The 14222-nt window shown below is 53.7% G+C and carries 14 protein-coding genes; 6 read left to right on the forward strand and 8 right to left on the reverse strand.

Going from position 1 to position 14222, the window contains the following annotated elements; genetic code table 11:
* Window positions 1–300: 300 nt before the first annotated feature.
* From KTE_RS30340 to KTE_RS30350, 3 genes are all read right to left on the reverse strand, one after another.
* Window positions 301–1599, reverse strand: a complete 1299-nt coding sequence (locus tag KTE_RS30340) for a family 20 glycosylhydrolase (RefSeq protein ID WP_201388106.1) — start codon at window positions 1597–1599, stop codon at window positions 301–303.
* Between the two features lie 116 nt (window positions 1600–1715).
* Window positions 1716–2567, reverse strand: coding sequence for an AraC family transcriptional regulator (locus tag KTE_RS30345; protein WP_201388107.1), 852 nt, complete (start codon window positions 2565–2567; stop codon window positions 1716–1718).
* A 449-nt stretch (window positions 2568–3016) separates the two neighbouring features.
* On the reverse strand, window positions 3017–3772 hold the full coding sequence (locus KTE_RS30350) for a phytanoyl-CoA dioxygenase family protein (protein ID WP_201388109.1): 756 nt from the start codon (window positions 3770–3772) through the stop codon (window positions 3017–3019).
* A gap of 178 nt (window positions 3773–3950) precedes the next feature.
* Here KTE_RS30350 and KTE_RS30355 point away from each other — a divergent pair, with 178 nt between their 5' ends.
* Window positions 3951–4928 carry a homoserine kinase gene (locus KTE_RS30355; protein WP_201388111.1) on the forward strand — a complete coding sequence of 326 codons (978 nt, stop codon included), beginning with the start codon at window positions 3951–3953 and terminating at the stop codon, window positions 4926–4928.
* Window positions 4929–5027: 99 nt separating this feature from the next.
* Here the strand turns inward: KTE_RS30355 and KTE_RS30360 are convergent, their stop codons facing one another.
* From KTE_RS30360 to KTE_RS49035, 3 genes are all read right to left on the reverse strand, one after another.
* Window positions 5028–5756, reverse strand: a complete 729-nt coding sequence (locus KTE_RS30360; protein ID WP_201388113.1) for a hypothetical protein — start codon at window positions 5754–5756, stop codon at window positions 5028–5030.
* 102 nt (window positions 5757–5858) lie between these two features.
* Window positions 5859–6383 carry a GNAT family N-acetyltransferase gene (locus KTE_RS30365; protein ID WP_201388115.1) on the reverse strand — a complete coding sequence of 175 codons (525 nt, stop codon included), beginning with the start codon at window positions 6381–6383 and terminating at the stop codon, window positions 5859–5861.
* 232 nt (window positions 6384–6615) lie between these two features.
* Window positions 6616–6747 carry a hypothetical protein gene (locus KTE_RS49035; RefSeq protein WP_255553005.1) on the reverse strand — a complete coding sequence of 44 codons (132 nt, stop codon included), beginning with the start codon at window positions 6745–6747 and terminating at the stop codon, window positions 6616–6618.
* 296 nt (window positions 6748–7043) lie between these two features.
* On the opposite strand from KTE_RS49035, the gene KTE_RS30370 reads away from it, so the two are divergent.
* Window positions 7044–8384 carry a glycosyltransferase family 39 protein gene (locus KTE_RS30370; protein WP_201388117.1) on the forward strand — a complete coding sequence of 447 codons (1341 nt, stop codon included), beginning with the start codon at window positions 7044–7046 and terminating at the stop codon, window positions 8382–8384.
* Between the two features lie 266 nt (window positions 8385–8650).
* Here the strand turns inward: KTE_RS30370 and KTE_RS30375 are convergent, their stop codons facing one another.
* Complete coding sequence (locus tag KTE_RS30375; RefSeq protein ID WP_201388119.1) at window positions 8651–9601, reverse strand: SDR family NAD(P)-dependent oxidoreductase; 951 nt, start codon at window positions 9599–9601, stop codon at window positions 8651–8653.
* A gap of 569 nt (window positions 9602–10170) precedes the next feature.
* Between KTE_RS30375 and KTE_RS30380 the strand changes: the two genes are divergently transcribed.
* The gene (locus tag KTE_RS30380) at window positions 10171–10554 is read left to right on the forward strand and encodes a hypothetical protein (RefSeq protein WP_201388120.1); all 384 of its coding nucleotides are present in this window, start codon (window positions 10171–10173) and stop codon (window positions 10552–10554) included.
* Here the strand turns inward: KTE_RS30380 and KTE_RS30385 are convergent.
* Window positions 10547–10723 (reverse strand): hypothetical protein, encoded by a 177-nt coding sequence (locus KTE_RS30385; RefSeq protein ID WP_201388122.1) that lies wholly within the window; start codon window positions 10721–10723, stop codon window positions 10547–10549. The genes KTE_RS30380 and KTE_RS30385 overlap by 8 nt on opposite strands.
* A gap of 90 nt (window positions 10724–10813) precedes the next feature.
* Here KTE_RS30385 and KTE_RS30390 point away from each other — a divergent pair, with 90 nt between their 5' ends.
* The 3 genes from KTE_RS30390 (at window position 10814) to KTE_RS30400 (ending at window position 14118) form a co-directional block, all read left to right on the forward strand.
* Window positions 10814–11326, forward strand: a complete 513-nt coding sequence (locus KTE_RS30390) for a hypothetical protein (RefSeq protein WP_201388124.1) — start codon at window positions 10814–10816, stop codon at window positions 11324–11326.
* Complete coding sequence (locus tag KTE_RS30395) at window positions 11323–13374, forward strand: hypothetical protein (protein WP_201388126.1); 2052 nt, start codon at window positions 11323–11325, stop codon at window positions 13372–13374. Before KTE_RS30390 ends, KTE_RS30395 begins: the two co-directional genes overlap by 4 nt.
* A gap of 168 nt (window positions 13375–13542) precedes the next feature.
* Window positions 13543–14118, forward strand: coding sequence for a hypothetical protein (locus tag KTE_RS30400; RefSeq protein ID WP_201388128.1), 576 nt, complete (start codon window positions 13543–13545; stop codon window positions 14116–14118).
* The last annotated feature ends 104 nt before the right edge of the window (window positions 14119–14222 follow it).

Below are 14222 nucleotides of genomic sequence, written 5' to 3' on the forward strand. Positions count from 1 at the left end.
TGCTCACGAGCTCACGCTCGATCTCCAGAAGTTGCTCGTCGGCCTGGATGAAGGTTTGGAGCGGGAAGAGCGGATCATCTTTCACCTGCGCGAGCGGGCGGTGCAGAGCCCAGAAGTGAGGCGTGCTATTATGAATGATCTCGAAGAGCTGGTAGACATTACCCAGGCGCGCGATAAGCTGGCCCATCTCCCCCTGCTCATCCTGAAAGGCATAGCGACCCGTCAGAGCTGGGATATCGCTGTCGGTGTTGCTCGCCAGGCACCAGGAGTAGGCGGCACCCGCCGCGTAGCCAGGATAGCTTATCGGCAAGGGCTGCCAGTGTCCGTTATCACCCCAATCGGTGTTGAGATAACCGCTGGCACCATAGGTTCGAGCCGCCTCAGCCGCGCTACGCAGGTTCCCCAGGGCGTTATCGACGCGCCCCCCAGCGAGTTCCATGAGGAGGTGCCTGGGCAGACATAGAAGGACATACCAGACGCCGCCAGGTGCTCGCTGCGCTCGGCGAAGGGATGGTTATCCTCATAGCCCCATTCGAGAGCAACCATATCACGTGGTAACTCTTTAAAGAGCTCGGGGTAATCATTCAGGATATCGCTCCAGAACTGCACAGTGCGCCCCTGACGTTGCGCGATATCGCGAATCTTGAGCACATACTCCAGGTAGACCTGGTCCAGTCCGCGCTCCTGGCAGGCCTCCTGGCTCTGGCCGTGTCCCACATCAAAGGTCTCGTCGCAGCCGATATTGACTACGCGGCTCGCAAAGTGCGGAAGCAGCTCACTAAGGAGTTCTTCCACCAGGGCCACGCTGCCAGGCTGAACGGGGGCGAGGCTGAATGGTCCCTCTAGCGTTCCCCAGGGAACGGGGAAGCTCCCGCTCGTCTCGGCCAGGTGCGCGTAGGTTGGATGAATCAGCCAGCGCTTCATATGTCCAAAGGTGTTCTGGTTGGGGACCAGCTCTACAAAGCGCTCACGGCAATAGGCATCCAGCTCCAGAATCTCTTCGCCTGTCATGGGTGAGGACTTGCCCCACACCTCCTGGTGCGCGCGATAGGCGAAGGTATGCTCAGTGTAGAGTTGAAACTGGTTGATCTTCCAGGAGGCCAGGAGATCGATGAGCTGGAACAGCGTCTCCATGGTCGGCACTTTATCGCGGCTGATATCAAGCATCACGCCACGTGCCGGGACATCGGGCCAATCGAGGATCTCCAGGCAGGGCAGGACACGCCCACACTGCTGGAGCAATTGGATCAGCGTACAGATGGCGTAGAAGAGGCCCACGGGCGTCCGCGCCGTAAGCGTGATGGCCTTAGATGTCACCTGGAGCTGGTAACCCTGCTCGTGGCCCTCCTGCTGCGGATCAAGGACGAGCTGTATGCCAAATTCATCACTCGCCATACCTGCTCCAGAGGCACGGATCTCGGCCGTTACAGCCGCCTGGTCGAGCAGGGCATGCTGCAAGCGTTGCGCGATGAGGAAGATAGCCCCGGCCTCGCTGGCGTGCAAAATAATAGAGGCGCGGGCCGGGAGGATGCAAAGATCCTCGTCTCGGCGCACTGAGCGCGGCGCGGGCAGGAAATAAAGGTCTTTGAGGTCGTTCATAGAGAGCGGTTTTCCCTTCCATGCAAATAATCATGAGTGTCTATCTATCAATTAAAAACACCCACCGCTGACTTTGTCAATTGGAAGAGTTCGTTATCCTTGAGGCCTCTTTCGTTTCAAGACAAAGAGGGGGAAGAAGTGAAGAAACGTGTGCCACCCTGCTGGCGAAAGAGGGCTGGAGTCAGGCCAGTGCGCTGGCGAAAGAGTGTGGTAAAGTAGCGGACGTCGGGGTAGCCGCAGGCCTGGGCGATCTCTTTGATCGGCATGTGGGCCTGCCGGTCCAGGAGAAGCTGCGCCGCCATCTCCAGCCGCAACCTGGTAAGATAGTCCATAATCGAGTCGCCAGTGACCTTGCGAAAGAGACGCGCAGTGTGGCGCTCGCTGAGATGCACCTGGGCCGCCAGGTCGCGCATGGTAATCGGGCGCGCATAGTTATCACGCAGGTAGCGCTTGATTGTCTGCGTCACAGCCTCCTCTGGACTACGAACTGGCGTGGGAAGCGGCTCACACAAGTCACTCGTATCCACGACGGAGCGCGCAGTATCCAGCAGGAGCTTGATGACCAGGCCCTCAACAACCTGGAGATAGCCCGGCTCACGACGTGTGCCCTCCTCAGTCAAGAGTTCGAGCGTGCGCAGCATCGCCGTGGTACGCGCACTAACCACGGATGGCGAGGCGAGATAGGCCCGGAGGAGCTCGTCCACGCCCGAAGCAGGCGCATTGTATGCATCAGCTCGCTCATAGAGCGTATACGACCAGAAATAGATGCCCAGCGGATCTTTCTCGGATGAGATAATCTCATGCGCCACACCGGGTTTCGCGATAAAGACATCGCCCACATGAACAGCATAGTCCACTCCAGCGAAGCGGAAGAGGCCCTGACCCTGGAAGGCATAGCAAACCTCAAAGAAGGAATGAGTATGCAGGTAATTCCGCCACCAGCGCGGCCCAATAAAGCCCCAACCCACAATCTCACTCTGAAAGCTACCCAGGCGTAACGAGAGCGTGAGATGGCTGAGATCGGTAAAGCGCTGGCGCGGCGCGAGACTATCCAGAGTAGGCCTCCTCTCTTTAGAGATAAGATATCATAGGCGCCCGATTGATGACGCTGCTGGCAAATTTTGTCAAGTTGTCCGAACAGGCTTGTGAGAAACGCCTGAATTGTTGGTAGGGACCCGATTTATCGCGTCCAAACGCCATTTATGGCCTGTGGGCGCAGCCGTGTTTTTGCGCTGTTACAAGCACATAGTGACGTGAAAGGTCTTTTTCAGCGTCTTTCAGGCTGCGCCCACGGGCGATTAATCGCCTGTGGACGCGGTAAACCGGGTCCCTACCGGTCTTGAAAGCCTCTGGATACCTTTCCGCGCTCGGAAACGTGTCCGGACAAAATTTGCCAGCAAAGTCATCAATCAGGTGCCTATGGAATTTGGTTTAGCGGATCAATACCCCGCAGGATCATCCCCTGCCCACGTGACTTATGTGTATCGACGGTAGGCGGATCGGCGGGATCACGCATCTGAATCAGGACGGTTGTGCGCGCCTCACTGCTTACATTCACGCCCGAGCCATGAATGGTCAGGTAGCTAAAGAAGAGCACATCACCAGCCTCGGCGGGGCAGGGCTGCGACGCCTCAAGGGGATACTCATCAAACGAGAGGTGCCAGCTTCCCTCGGGATTATGCGGAACCGGACCCAGTTTATGGCTGCCCGGCACCACGCGGACACAGCCCTTCTCCAGCGGCGCGTCATCGAAATGCACAATCGCCGCGATCATGCTATGGTTGGCATGCGGGAAAAAGGGATGATCCTGGTGCAGCGGGAAGGGCGATCCCTTCTCGGGCGGCTTGATAAACATCTTTGTATGATGCAACTGCACATTCTGGCTGCCAATAACATCAGCCGCAACACCCGTAATCCGTTCATCGAGGATCAGACGACCAAACGAGGCCGCGTAAAACTGCACATCATGACAGTGTAGGATTTTTGTATCGGTCGCCATGATCGCGTCGCGCGCACTGCCCCAGGTCGCATCGATATTGCGCTGGGCTGCCAGTCGATCCGCCAGTTCATGACACTCCTGGCGATATGCCGCCGCTTCCTCTCTGGAGAGCAATCCCTTTACCAAAATATAGCCGTTTTCATGGTAGAACGCCAGTTGTTCCTGTGTAAGCATGCCAAATCTCCTTGCCGCATGGCACTCATTACAACGATCAAACTATAGCCATAGTCTAACCGCCAGCATGGCTGAGAACAATCAAGCGCAGGGACAACTTTGTTTGTAAAACAGACATAGAGATAGACAGATAGATAAAACATGGTAACTTCGGTTAGCGTTTGCTAAAATAGCCTGTATGGCTGCAAAAACACATTTCTCAGAACAAGCATTGAAAGATATTCTCTCCCGTTACACATTGGGAGAGCTTCTCGCGTTTGAGTCAGTTACCACGGGAACGGTACAGACAAATTACTTTCTTCAGACGACACAGGGTAGATTTGTTTTCCGCTACTATCAGAATCGCTCCCTGGAGTCCGTCTTGTTTGAAAGCGAGCTCATTCGCTACCTGACACGCTGCAATTATCCCTGCCCGGCTGTATTACAAGACAGAAACGGGGAACATGCTGGCATCTATAACGAAAAACCGTATGCCATCTTTGAATTTGCCACAGGTCAGCATCTAGAGCATCCTAACGAGGCACAGAAGAGGCAGCTTGTCCAGCAAGTTGCCGAGCTAAACACCATCACCAGGGACTATAAACCACTGCATACACCATATAGGTTGAACTATAATGTAGAGACTTGCTGGGAACTAGCTCAAGAGGCCACTCAAAGGATCAACACTGCTCAAGCCAGAGAAAAGCTGGCGTGGCTTGAGCACACGCTCGCAGGGCTCCATCTACCGCCATCCCTTCCCAGGGGAGTCTGTCACTGTGATTTCCATTTCTCCAACCTACTCTTCACAGATGGGAAGTTTAGCGCTTTAATTGACTTTGATGATGCCAACTACACCTTCCTTCTCTATGATCTCGCTGCCTTGATCAACCCTTTCCAGGCTTCTTTCGACTGGAACACCTGGCATCGTTTTCAGAAGGAAGAGAATGTATTTGATTTCAACGAGACAAGGACCATCTTGCAGGAATACACCAGGCATCGGGCTTTGAGCATGGACGAAAAGCGGCACCTCTTTGATGTGTATAAATTGAGTATCCTCTTCGACTGTATCTGGTATTTCGAGCGCTGGGAAGGTGAAGACTTTTACGAGCGACGCAAAATCGGCTACCTTGACCGTTTAGGAAGAGACCAGTTTTATGCACAAATCTTTGCCGGCTGAACGGTCTCTCGCCATATTACATCTTTACGGGAGTATCTCCCGATGAATAGAGAGATGGTGATGAGTAATGCCCATCACCATCTACATGGTAAGCCAGATCTAGAAGTGACCGCCCGCGCCACCACCAGTGCTCCCGCCACCAAAACTTCCGCCGCCAGAGGAGGTACTTGACGGTATATATGTATGCGTATGCGTGTAGGTATTGTGGGCCCTGTAACCGTGATCACGACCACCTGGGGTCCAGGGACCTCTTCCTGAGCCTCTCCGCCGCCCGAGGGCAACCGCGATAATAATAAGCGCGCCAAGCAAAACAAAACCCAGCACAATCGCGACCACGATGCCAACCGGAGTAAGTGAAGATTGCTCATGATTCAGTGTCCCCTGGAGCGAGGCGATGGCCGCGATGGTCGCGCTGGTATAATCGCTCTTGTTATCCTTGTGAAAGGCATCGCCGAAGGCAGAGACGGCGTTCTGGGCCTGCTGATTGGAGAGCGAGACACTGGTGCCGCTCTGGATAGAGACGTTGCGATGCACAGTATCAATATCGATCACAATTGATTGCTGATCGGGAAGGAGACTACGCGCCTCCGTGTTGAGTGCATCCAGGTCTCCTTGAAATGTATTAGTCGTATAAACGATGAGGTCATTGGGAAGCTTCGCGCCCGCTTCTTGAACTGAAGCGACATTGAGCACCTGAGCCTGGTCATGAATAGTCACGGTTTTGGCGAGCCCGCTCAAAGGCATCATTAGCAGGCATATAAGTGCAAAGAGCAGGGCCAATACGAGGGAGAAAGCTTTATTTCTTCTTCTCCCAAGGTTGATATGCATAGCGCCCATTCCTTATATGTGATAGATACATGATAGACAGTAATTCTTAAAGAGATGGACGCTAATTACACGCGCTTCTCAAAAATATGGATATGTCCATATTCAGGATAAAGTGACCACCATCTGGCGCTTCACTGTGCGGTAGCCGAGCTTTTCGTAGAAGCGCAGCGGTCCGGCGGCAAAGTCCCAGGACTCAAGCTGGAGCTCGATCGCGCCCCGCGCCCTGGCCCAGTCATGAGCCGCCTGCATGAGGGCTCGACCACAGCCCGTTTTCCGGCAGGCCTCGGTTACAAAAAGGCTCTGTACGTAGCCATAGCGATGGGCCACCCTGAGCGGATGTACCTCGTCTTCGCGTAGGTATACTTCTACAAAGCCGATGATGCCGTCGGCTTGCTCAGCCATCAGGATCGCGGCATCCTCCCGCTGGATGATGTCGCGCAGGCCCTTTGCTAGTTCGCCAGTTTGCTGCTCGCGCACCTCCACTCTATCGGGCATACGCAGCCAATCGGGAAGGCCCACGACATGATAGAGGTGAAAATCCCAGTACAGGGGACAAAGCTGAGGAATATCCGCTTCCGTTGCGGGACGCGTCGAGAATGTCTCCATTGTTTTCTCTTTCTGCAGCATATACATTATTCTCTTTTTAGAATATAGATATATATAGGGAATTTGTCACGCTTCTAGAGCGCAATTCTCGGGGCCACCTTACTGCATTTCGTTGTGATGGTTACCAGAATAAGCAAAATCGATGATATACTCAGCGTAACCACTGCCCTAACACGCATAAGCCTCTTCGATAGCTGGCCCTTATCGACACTTGATCAGCGCGAGGTAGATATTCACGAGCGCCTGACCCCGATTATCCCCATGAAAGCAACATGTATTTTGCCTGGAGTCCCTCAGCCCAGAAGGCGCTATCTGGATTGAGGTCAAATCTCGCCCCGAAAGCATATGGGCCAGGATAGTCCTTTAAAACTTGTAATGCGGCCATAGATCCTTCCTCTCTGTAAAATCAGGTACCTCTCGATGAACAAAAGCCTAGCCATTCTACAGGTAACAGAAGTTAATTTCAAGTATTTGCTTTTCTTGTTCAAATAGAGTATGGTTAATGTTATCACAGCAATTAATCTAACCAACCTTATCTTAGGAAGGAAAGAAAAGCTGATAAAAAGACCGTATTGACGTTTAGATAATGCTATTTAACTTTTAAAAGTGGGTTATAAAAACGACTATAGAAGCTCGCTACATAGTAGGTAGATAAAGCATTTGACTATAAAATTCCTAAACATGGCTATAAAAGTATTTAAAATTTATGTATATCCAATTGCCATTTTCACTTTATCTATAACTTTACGCTTAATTTACAATGTAACGATTGCGCACAGTTATCAGCCTACATTTGATGCCGCTCTCTATGATATGATTGCGCGTAATATCGTTTCACATCATTGCTATTGTTTACACAGTAGTCATCAAACAGTGAGCCGCCCGCCTTTCTGGCCATTTGTCATAAGTGCTATATATTATTTTTTTGGTGAAAATGAATTTTATGCACGCCTCTTTTACTGTTTTCTTGGCTCTGGGACTTGTGTAGTCATTTATTTCTTTGCACGAGATCTCTTTGGTCGGAGGATTGGCTTATATAGTGGTATAATTGCGGCTCTCTATCCGGGCCTGTTTATTTATGATGGATGGCTATATTCTGAGTCTCTCTATACCTTTCTTACAACCAGTTTTATTTATACCCTTTTTCGACTTCAAAGATCTTCTCTGGCAGTTCAAAGCCCTTCAGAGCAGCAGTGGCTAAACAAATTAAGCTATAAAATGGTGAAGCAACGACATCTTTTTTTGTGTGGCCTACTATTAGGATTTATAACGCTTACTCGCCCAAATGGCGTGCTTTTGCTTGGCCTGGTCGGCATCTGGGGCATTTTTGTCTCTGTTGCAAAGATACTTCCCTGGCATACTGTACTCAAATATGTACTGGTCATTGCTTGTATTGCAGCTATTATAGCGATCCCCTGGACTTATCGCAACTATACAGTGACCCACAAATTCGTGCTTATCTCTACTGGTATGGGAGAAGTTCTTTTAGGTGCGTATAACAATACCATCGTTGATGGAGATCCAGGAGTTCGTGGCAGATGGAGACCGCCGGCCGATGCTCGCAATCATGACACATTCGGCTATACCCCCGATGATGATAAAGTGGACACGATGCGAGCGTTGTCATGGATACATACACATTTAAACGTAATCCCATATATTCTCACCATCCACTTTATCAATATGTGGATACCCTATACCTACGCACATGGTCTCCCTTTTGAAGCCTACCTCAATCAGCCAGCAGCACAGGTTATGATATATGCTATCACTATTACAACCTTTCTTATGATCGGTTTAGCAGTTAGCGGTTTTTTCGTGACCTGGAGACTAAAAAAGCAACAACTGCTTACAGTTTATCTTTTTCTAGCAACAACAATAATGCAAAATATTGCCTTTTATAGTGATATGCGTTTTCGTGCTCCTATTGAGCCACTACTAGTTTTGCTCGCAGGAGGTATGCTCTGGTGGCTGACACTGGTGTTCGCAAAGAGGCCTCTACCAGCAGAAACGTCATTCTGACGGCATCTGCATATGCTCTTTTAAGAAAGCCGAGCATTGTGGGGACTGCTAAAGCACACGCAGCCCCCACAGCACAGCGCCCACAGCATCGTTATATGAGATCATATTTGGAGATTCGTGAGCATTTTGCGGTAGTAAGTGCAACCTGGGTAATCCCCGTTTGCTGACTCAAAGCTTCCCATTGCTCCTGGCGTGGTCCGGCAGATCCTGACACAATCGACGCCACCCCTCCTGGGTTCCCTATCGCAGGAGGGAGGCAATCTGTGTCATTGTGCTTCGTTGAGCATGTCCTGTGAGGTGTTCCACAACCTTACAGCGTTCTCAGGGTCGATGGCATATGCCGCTACCCCTCGACGAATACCGGGCTGATGTGGCCCAGCTTCGTTACAGTCTTCAAAGTAGCGACCGCTGACGCCCTCGACTAACGGTGAGGCGGCCAACAAAACAGAGGTCGTCGCGCCTTGCTCAATATTTTTAATCGATACCCCTGTGCTTGCTGGGCCTGACTGTGCGGGGTTCACTGGTGCATCTTTCATGTGGCGTCCAAGATTGGTATTGGCGATTCGACCAGGGTTTAGTGCATTGGCAACGATACCATCACTTGCCCAACGCCTGGCCGCTTCTACTGCAAACAGGATGTTGGCCGTCTTGGATTGTCCATAAGCAACCCATGTATCATAGGGACGAGCGTGAAAGTCGATGTCATCAAAATCCACCTCGCCATTGATATGACCCACCGAACTGACTGACACAATACGAGCGTGTCCCGTCGCGGCCATCGCGTCATGCAAACCAAGCGCCAGCGCAAAGTGGCCGAGATGGTTCGTGGCGAATTGCATCTCGTGCCCTTGTGCACTGAGCTCCCGCTCTGGAATGGCCATGACGCCGGCGTTGTTCACGAGGATATCAAGTGAGCCCTCCCAGCCTCTCACAAACGCGCGTACCGAATTCAGGTCTGACAAGTCGAGCTGCCCGACACGAATATGCTGATTGCCTGTCGTCTGCCTGATGTCTTTGGCTGCCTGTTCACCTGCATGGGTATTACGAACGGCGAGCATCACTTCAGCACCAGCTTGCGCCAGAGCGCGAGCCGTTTCCACTCCGATACCGCTTGAGCCACCTGTGACAAGAGCTCGTTTCCCACGTAAATCGATCCTTTCAATGACTTCCATCGCGGCTGTTGTCGCACCGAATGGTGTGGTGATTAATTCTGCCATTTGCTTCCACCTTTATTAGTTATCTTAAATTCTTCACAATGCTCTCGTACTCTTGATGCTCAAGAGATGAAGCCCTCTTCATGTCCGTAGTATAAAAAACCTCAAGTGCTTGAGGTCAAGACCTTTCAGTGTTTCTCTTGAACGTTATGAGCTATAACCAAAACAGTGTAAACCGGGCACATCCTCCTCTCACGTGGGTACGAAACATCTGTCAACTGGTCGCACTTATTACCACATTTTCAAAAAGATATCGCATTTATACTAATATTTCTGCTCTTCTATTTGCATTTTTTATAAACATATGTTATAGTTTCTAAGGTTACTGTAATAAGAATGTTTTGTTTGTAGTTGACTCCTATATATCCAGGATAGTTTCTGGTACTTCCATAGTCGTATAACATATTCTCCTATCCACATGCTAGAGGGTTTGCCCGTTCACTGGCAGGGCACGTGGGACGGGAGAAGGTTGGTAAGGATGGGATGGAGAGGGGTTTCCACAATGAGACAACTACTACGTTTGCCACAATCACTATTACTAAGCAGCCCAATCTTCCTCGTGGGTGCAGTCCATGCCGCTCGATAACCGGAAGGCGGCTCACATCCAGCAGATGGTGAATAAAAGCTTCACCGGGCGCCAGCGTAATGTTGTGCTGGTCACCAATACTGCTGGCAGCTACAGCTATAGCGCGATGGCAGTCGTCTTCCGACCCGACCTGGCCATCGATCCACAAATACCTGACCAAAGCGGGATGCCACCTCATGCGCAAGCGGAACTCGTGCTGATCGCGCCCCTGGGCACCAATCTGGCCGGCGTCGTCTTCATCGCCGACACACCGACCGCGACCACAGCAGCCGTACAGGCCGCGCCCAAGTACGAGATCATCACCAGCGTTCCCGCCGGCATCATCCCAGGCGGCACGCACCTACGCGTCTACTTGCGCCGCTTCAGATAGCTGTAGTGTGAGTCCATGCAAGCATGGACCCTACAACACGCTCGACGCCCAAACCTTCTACCGGGTAAGGTGTGTTGATGGGACATCGCCCGCCACTAATATCGTTCGGCAAGCCACCCTCATCGAGTAAGGTGTGCTGGTTGGTGATGCCTGGCCAGAGGCCAGGCATCACCAACCAGCACACCTTACCCCCCCGGCGAGCCACGCAGTGGCGAGAAGTCTACGCGACCTGAATGTATATAAAGAAAGGATCAATGCTATGAAAAATAAACAACAGCTTGATATACATATGCACAACTCCTTTCACGAGGCGGACGCGATTCCACCCACAAGTACGCGCCCCACACTGGAGCCTGATGCCTACCCCGGCAATCCCTATAGTGTTCGCAATATGTCCTCTCTGGCCCATGACCCCATTCAACCTCAGTTCGACAGCGAGCTTCCCACGCACCAGGACCTGGGTTTTGCCGACCAGTTGGAAATGGAACTCTGGCTGGGCCTGGAGATTACCCCACCACTGCCAGCGACGCCTCCCCCGCTAGCGAAGGATGAGCGCCCAGGCGACCTGGCGCCCCAGGCCCAGGAGATGCTAGATGAGCAGCTACACAATGAGGACATTGGGGAGAAGATATATCCCGAGGTATTCATGGATCAATCCAACATCAATAGCCACCGCAGTCGTGACCTGACCCTCCAGGCCCAGGGACTCGCAGACGACCAGCTCTGGCAAGAAGAACAATGGGGGGACGGCGAGCAGGAGCCGAACTCATGAACCAGCACCCACATCAGGCAGAGGAGCCGCTCACAAACGCCTCTCAACAACCGATCACGATCACAGAGGCGCGTATCATTGAGCGCCTGGCTGATGCAAGCGTAGGCGCCGGGCATGCCGTGCGCGTGACCGTCATCCAGGGCGGGCGCTCCAAAAATGGCTTCGTCTATGATCAGGCAGCGCTGCGGCAGATCGCGGCGCTGCTGGAAGACACGCATGCCTATGCCGATCACTCGCGCTCGGAGGCCGATCTCCAGACGCGCAGTGTCCGCGATGTCGTGGGCTTCTACCACGACGCGGAGTATATTGCGGGCCCGGCTGGGCAGCCAGGACATGTCGATGCCACTCTGCACATCTTCGAGGCCGCCAACTGGCTCTGGACACTGATCAACGAGGCCTGTACCCTGGGTCGCCCTGAGCTGATCGGTCTCTCGGTCGACCTCTTCGGTGCCTGGCAGGTCAACGAAGCCACGGGCGCGAAAGAGATCAGCGCCATTCACACCCTCAACTCCTGTGATGTCGTTACCCGACCCAGCGCGGGCGGCGCCTTCCGCCGCATCCTCCATGCCGAGTCGTCACTATCAGAAGGAGAACATCTTATGGCAGAGCAGCACAACACACAGACCTCCGAAATCACCTCCTCAACCTCTATTACTCCGATAGATGCGCCCATTACCAGCACCCCCTCTGTCGCCACCCAGGAGATCGACCGCCTGCGAGAGGAACTGCAATGCCAGCGTTGCGAACTGCTGTTGGAACGCCGCCTGAGCGAGAGCATCCTGCCCGAGCCAGTCAAGACTCAGGTGCGAGGTCGCTTCCAGCAACGCCTCTTCGAGGAGCAAGAACTGGAGCATGAGCTCTCCTCCGCACTCACGATGATGGCCCAGTTGACGCGCGACGGTCTCGTACGCGGTCACGGCTATGAGAAGGCCAGCATTACGGGTATGGTGAGCGAGGCCGAAAAGGTTCAGGCCTGCTTCGACGCCATGTTTGACCTGGAGATCGACACAGGTCGCCTGGGCAATGTGCACGGCTTCACCAGCATCCGCGAGGCCTACGCCCGCGTAACGGGCGATTCCAGCCTCCAGGGCGGCATCAGTGGCTCCAGTCTGCTTGGGCAGCTTCCAATGTCTCCTTTCGGTCCCACGGGCTTCATTAGCGAGGCTGATGTCACCACGGCCAGCTTCTCCTACCTGCTGGGATCAAGCATGAACAAGCGCCTGCTCAAGGACTACCAGGCCTGGCCCGCCGAGTGGATGAAGTTCGTTTCTATCGTCCCCATTCGCGACTTTAAGCAGCAGAGCCGCGTGCGCATGAGTGCCTTTGGTAGCCTCGCCATCGTGCCCGAGGATATCCCCTACCAGAGCATCACGCTAGGCGATAGTGCCGCCACCTACGTAGCACAGAAGCGCGGCAATCTCGTGCCCATCTCGCGTGAGGCCATCATCAACGACGACCTGCATGCCATCAAGCAGATTCCGGGCAAGCTGGCCGTGGCCGCCGCCTATACCCTGGCCGAGTTCGTCTACGGCTTTCTTGCCAATAATCCGAGCATCTACGATGGGCAACCCCTCTTTACCACGGGTGCGCCCCACAACAACCTGGGAGCGCAAGCCCTCTCAACGCTCGCGCTGCAACAGGGCGTCACCGCCATGCGTGAGCAGACCAACTTTGCGGGCAAGCGCATCGGCCTGCGCCCACGCTACCTGATCGTACCACCCGAGTTGGAGTGGACCTCGATGGTCGTGACCAAGTCGGCTGGCGTCCCTGGCTCACCCAATAACGACATCAACCCCATGCTCGGCTACGTCCAGCCCATCGTCTCGCCCCAGCTGACCAGCGCCACGCAGTGGTTCCTGGCGGCCGACCCGCGCGAGATCGACACCATCGAGGTCGGCTTCGTCGGTGGGCAGGTCAACCCCGCCCTCTTCATCCAGGACCAGCCCATGCTCGGCCTCAACTTTACACAGGATGTTTTAACTTTTAAGGTGCGCCACGAATACGGCTCATGCGTTACAGACTTCCGTGGCCTCTATAGGGGTGTCTAGAGTTGGATGTGCGCTACTTTACGTACGCGCCTACAGGGGTGAGCTTTTTGGGAGGAAGGCTAGATATGCTTTCCGGACAATACGCACCCTTCGCGTTCACCATGCCCGCCTGCGTAGGCGCGTACGTAAAGTAGCGCACGCTCACCAATTTCCAAAGGAGCCTTAGACATGAGTGGATTCACCAATAATGACGGCTCTGGCCTGGTCGGCGCGCTCAATCCGCAGGGGATCGGGCAGACCCTGCGCGTCGACACGGGCGGGAACCTGCTTGTCACGGGCGGGACACTCCAGAACGCCCTGCTCAGTGGCAAGAGCTTTAGCGCCACTACGGGCAAGCAAACTGCCAGCAGCGCGGCGGTCGTGGCCTGCTCGCTCTACAACAATACCAGCGCCAACATCCTGCTCTACTCGATTACCTGCCTCTCGGGCAGCATACGCACGCACCAGCTCACGCGCGGCACGAGCAACCTGGCCCTGGGCAGTAACGCGCTCGTCAGCAATGCCAGCCTGGGCGGGAACAGCTCGCTCCTGCCCGCTGGCAACGTAACCTACGCCAATAGCAATCAGACCATCAGTGGCACGGCGCTCGACGCCTTTAGCGCTCCCGCCGGCCAGCTCATCGAGGTCCTGGGCAACGGCTCCCTGCTCCTGCTGCCAGCCAGCGCCAGCAACAGCCTCACGCTCTACCTGGACCTCGCCGCCGCCGGAGACTGGAAGATCACCTATAAATGGCTTGAAATATAAGTGTATTGGTGGACGGGCTGCGCCTGTCCGCCAATACACCTGACCTGGTGAGCCACGTAATGAGGCAAAGTCAATGTGTTAAAGAACATAAGAAGGAGCAAGCA

The organism is Ktedonobacter sp. SOSP1-85, assembly GCF_016587415.1.
Taxonomy (GTDB): Bacteria; Chloroflexota; Ktedonobacteria; order Ktedonobacterales; family Ktedonobacteraceae; genus Ktedonobacter.

Coding starts and splice junctions, on each gene's coding strand:
- KTE_RS30385 (WP_201388122.1), bottom strand. CDS start 10,723: ATGCCTGGCCTCTGGCCAGGCATCACCAACCAGCACACCTTACTCGAT.
- KTE_RS30390 (WP_201388124.1), top strand. CDS start 10,814: ATGAAAAATAAACAACAGCTTGATATACATATGCACAACTCCTTTCAC.
- KTE_RS30370 (WP_201388117.1), top strand. CDS start 7,044: ATGGCTATAAAAGTATTTAAAATTTATGTATATCCAATTGCCATTTTC.
- KTE_RS49035 (WP_255553005.1), bottom strand. CDS start 6,747: ATGGCCGCATTACAAGTTTTAAAGGACTATCCTGGCCCATATGCTTTC.
- KTE_RS30400 (WP_201388128.1), top strand. CDS start 13,543: ATGAGTGGATTCACCAATAATGACGGCTCTGGCCTGGTCGGCGCGCTC.
- KTE_RS30360 (WP_201388113.1), bottom strand. CDS start 5,756: ATGCATATCAACCTTGGGAGAAGAAGAAATAAAGCTTTCTCCCTCGTA.
- KTE_RS30375 (WP_201388119.1), bottom strand. CDS start 9,601: ATGGCAGAATTAATCACCACACCATTCGGTGCGACAACAGCCGCGATG.
- KTE_RS30340 (WP_201388106.1), bottom strand. CDS start 1,599: ATGAACGACCTCAAAGACCTTTATTTCCTGCCCGCGCCGCGCTCAGTG.
- KTE_RS30395 (WP_201388126.1), top strand. CDS start 11,323: ATGAACCAGCACCCACATCAGGCAGAGGAGCCGCTCACAAACGCCTCT.
- KTE_RS30355 (WP_201388111.1), top strand. CDS start 3,951: ATGGCTGCAAAAACACATTTCTCAGAACAAGCATTGAAAGATATTCTC.
- KTE_RS30380 (WP_201388120.1), top strand. CDS start 10,171: ATGCCGCTCGATAACCGGAAGGCGGCTCACATCCAGCAGATGGTGAAT.
- KTE_RS30365 (WP_201388115.1), bottom strand. CDS start 6,383: ATGCTGCAGAAAGAGAAAACAATGGAGACATTCTCGACGCGTCCCGCA.
- KTE_RS30350 (WP_201388109.1), bottom strand. CDS start 3,772: ATGCTTACACAGGAACAACTGGCGTTCTACCATGAAAACGGCTATATT.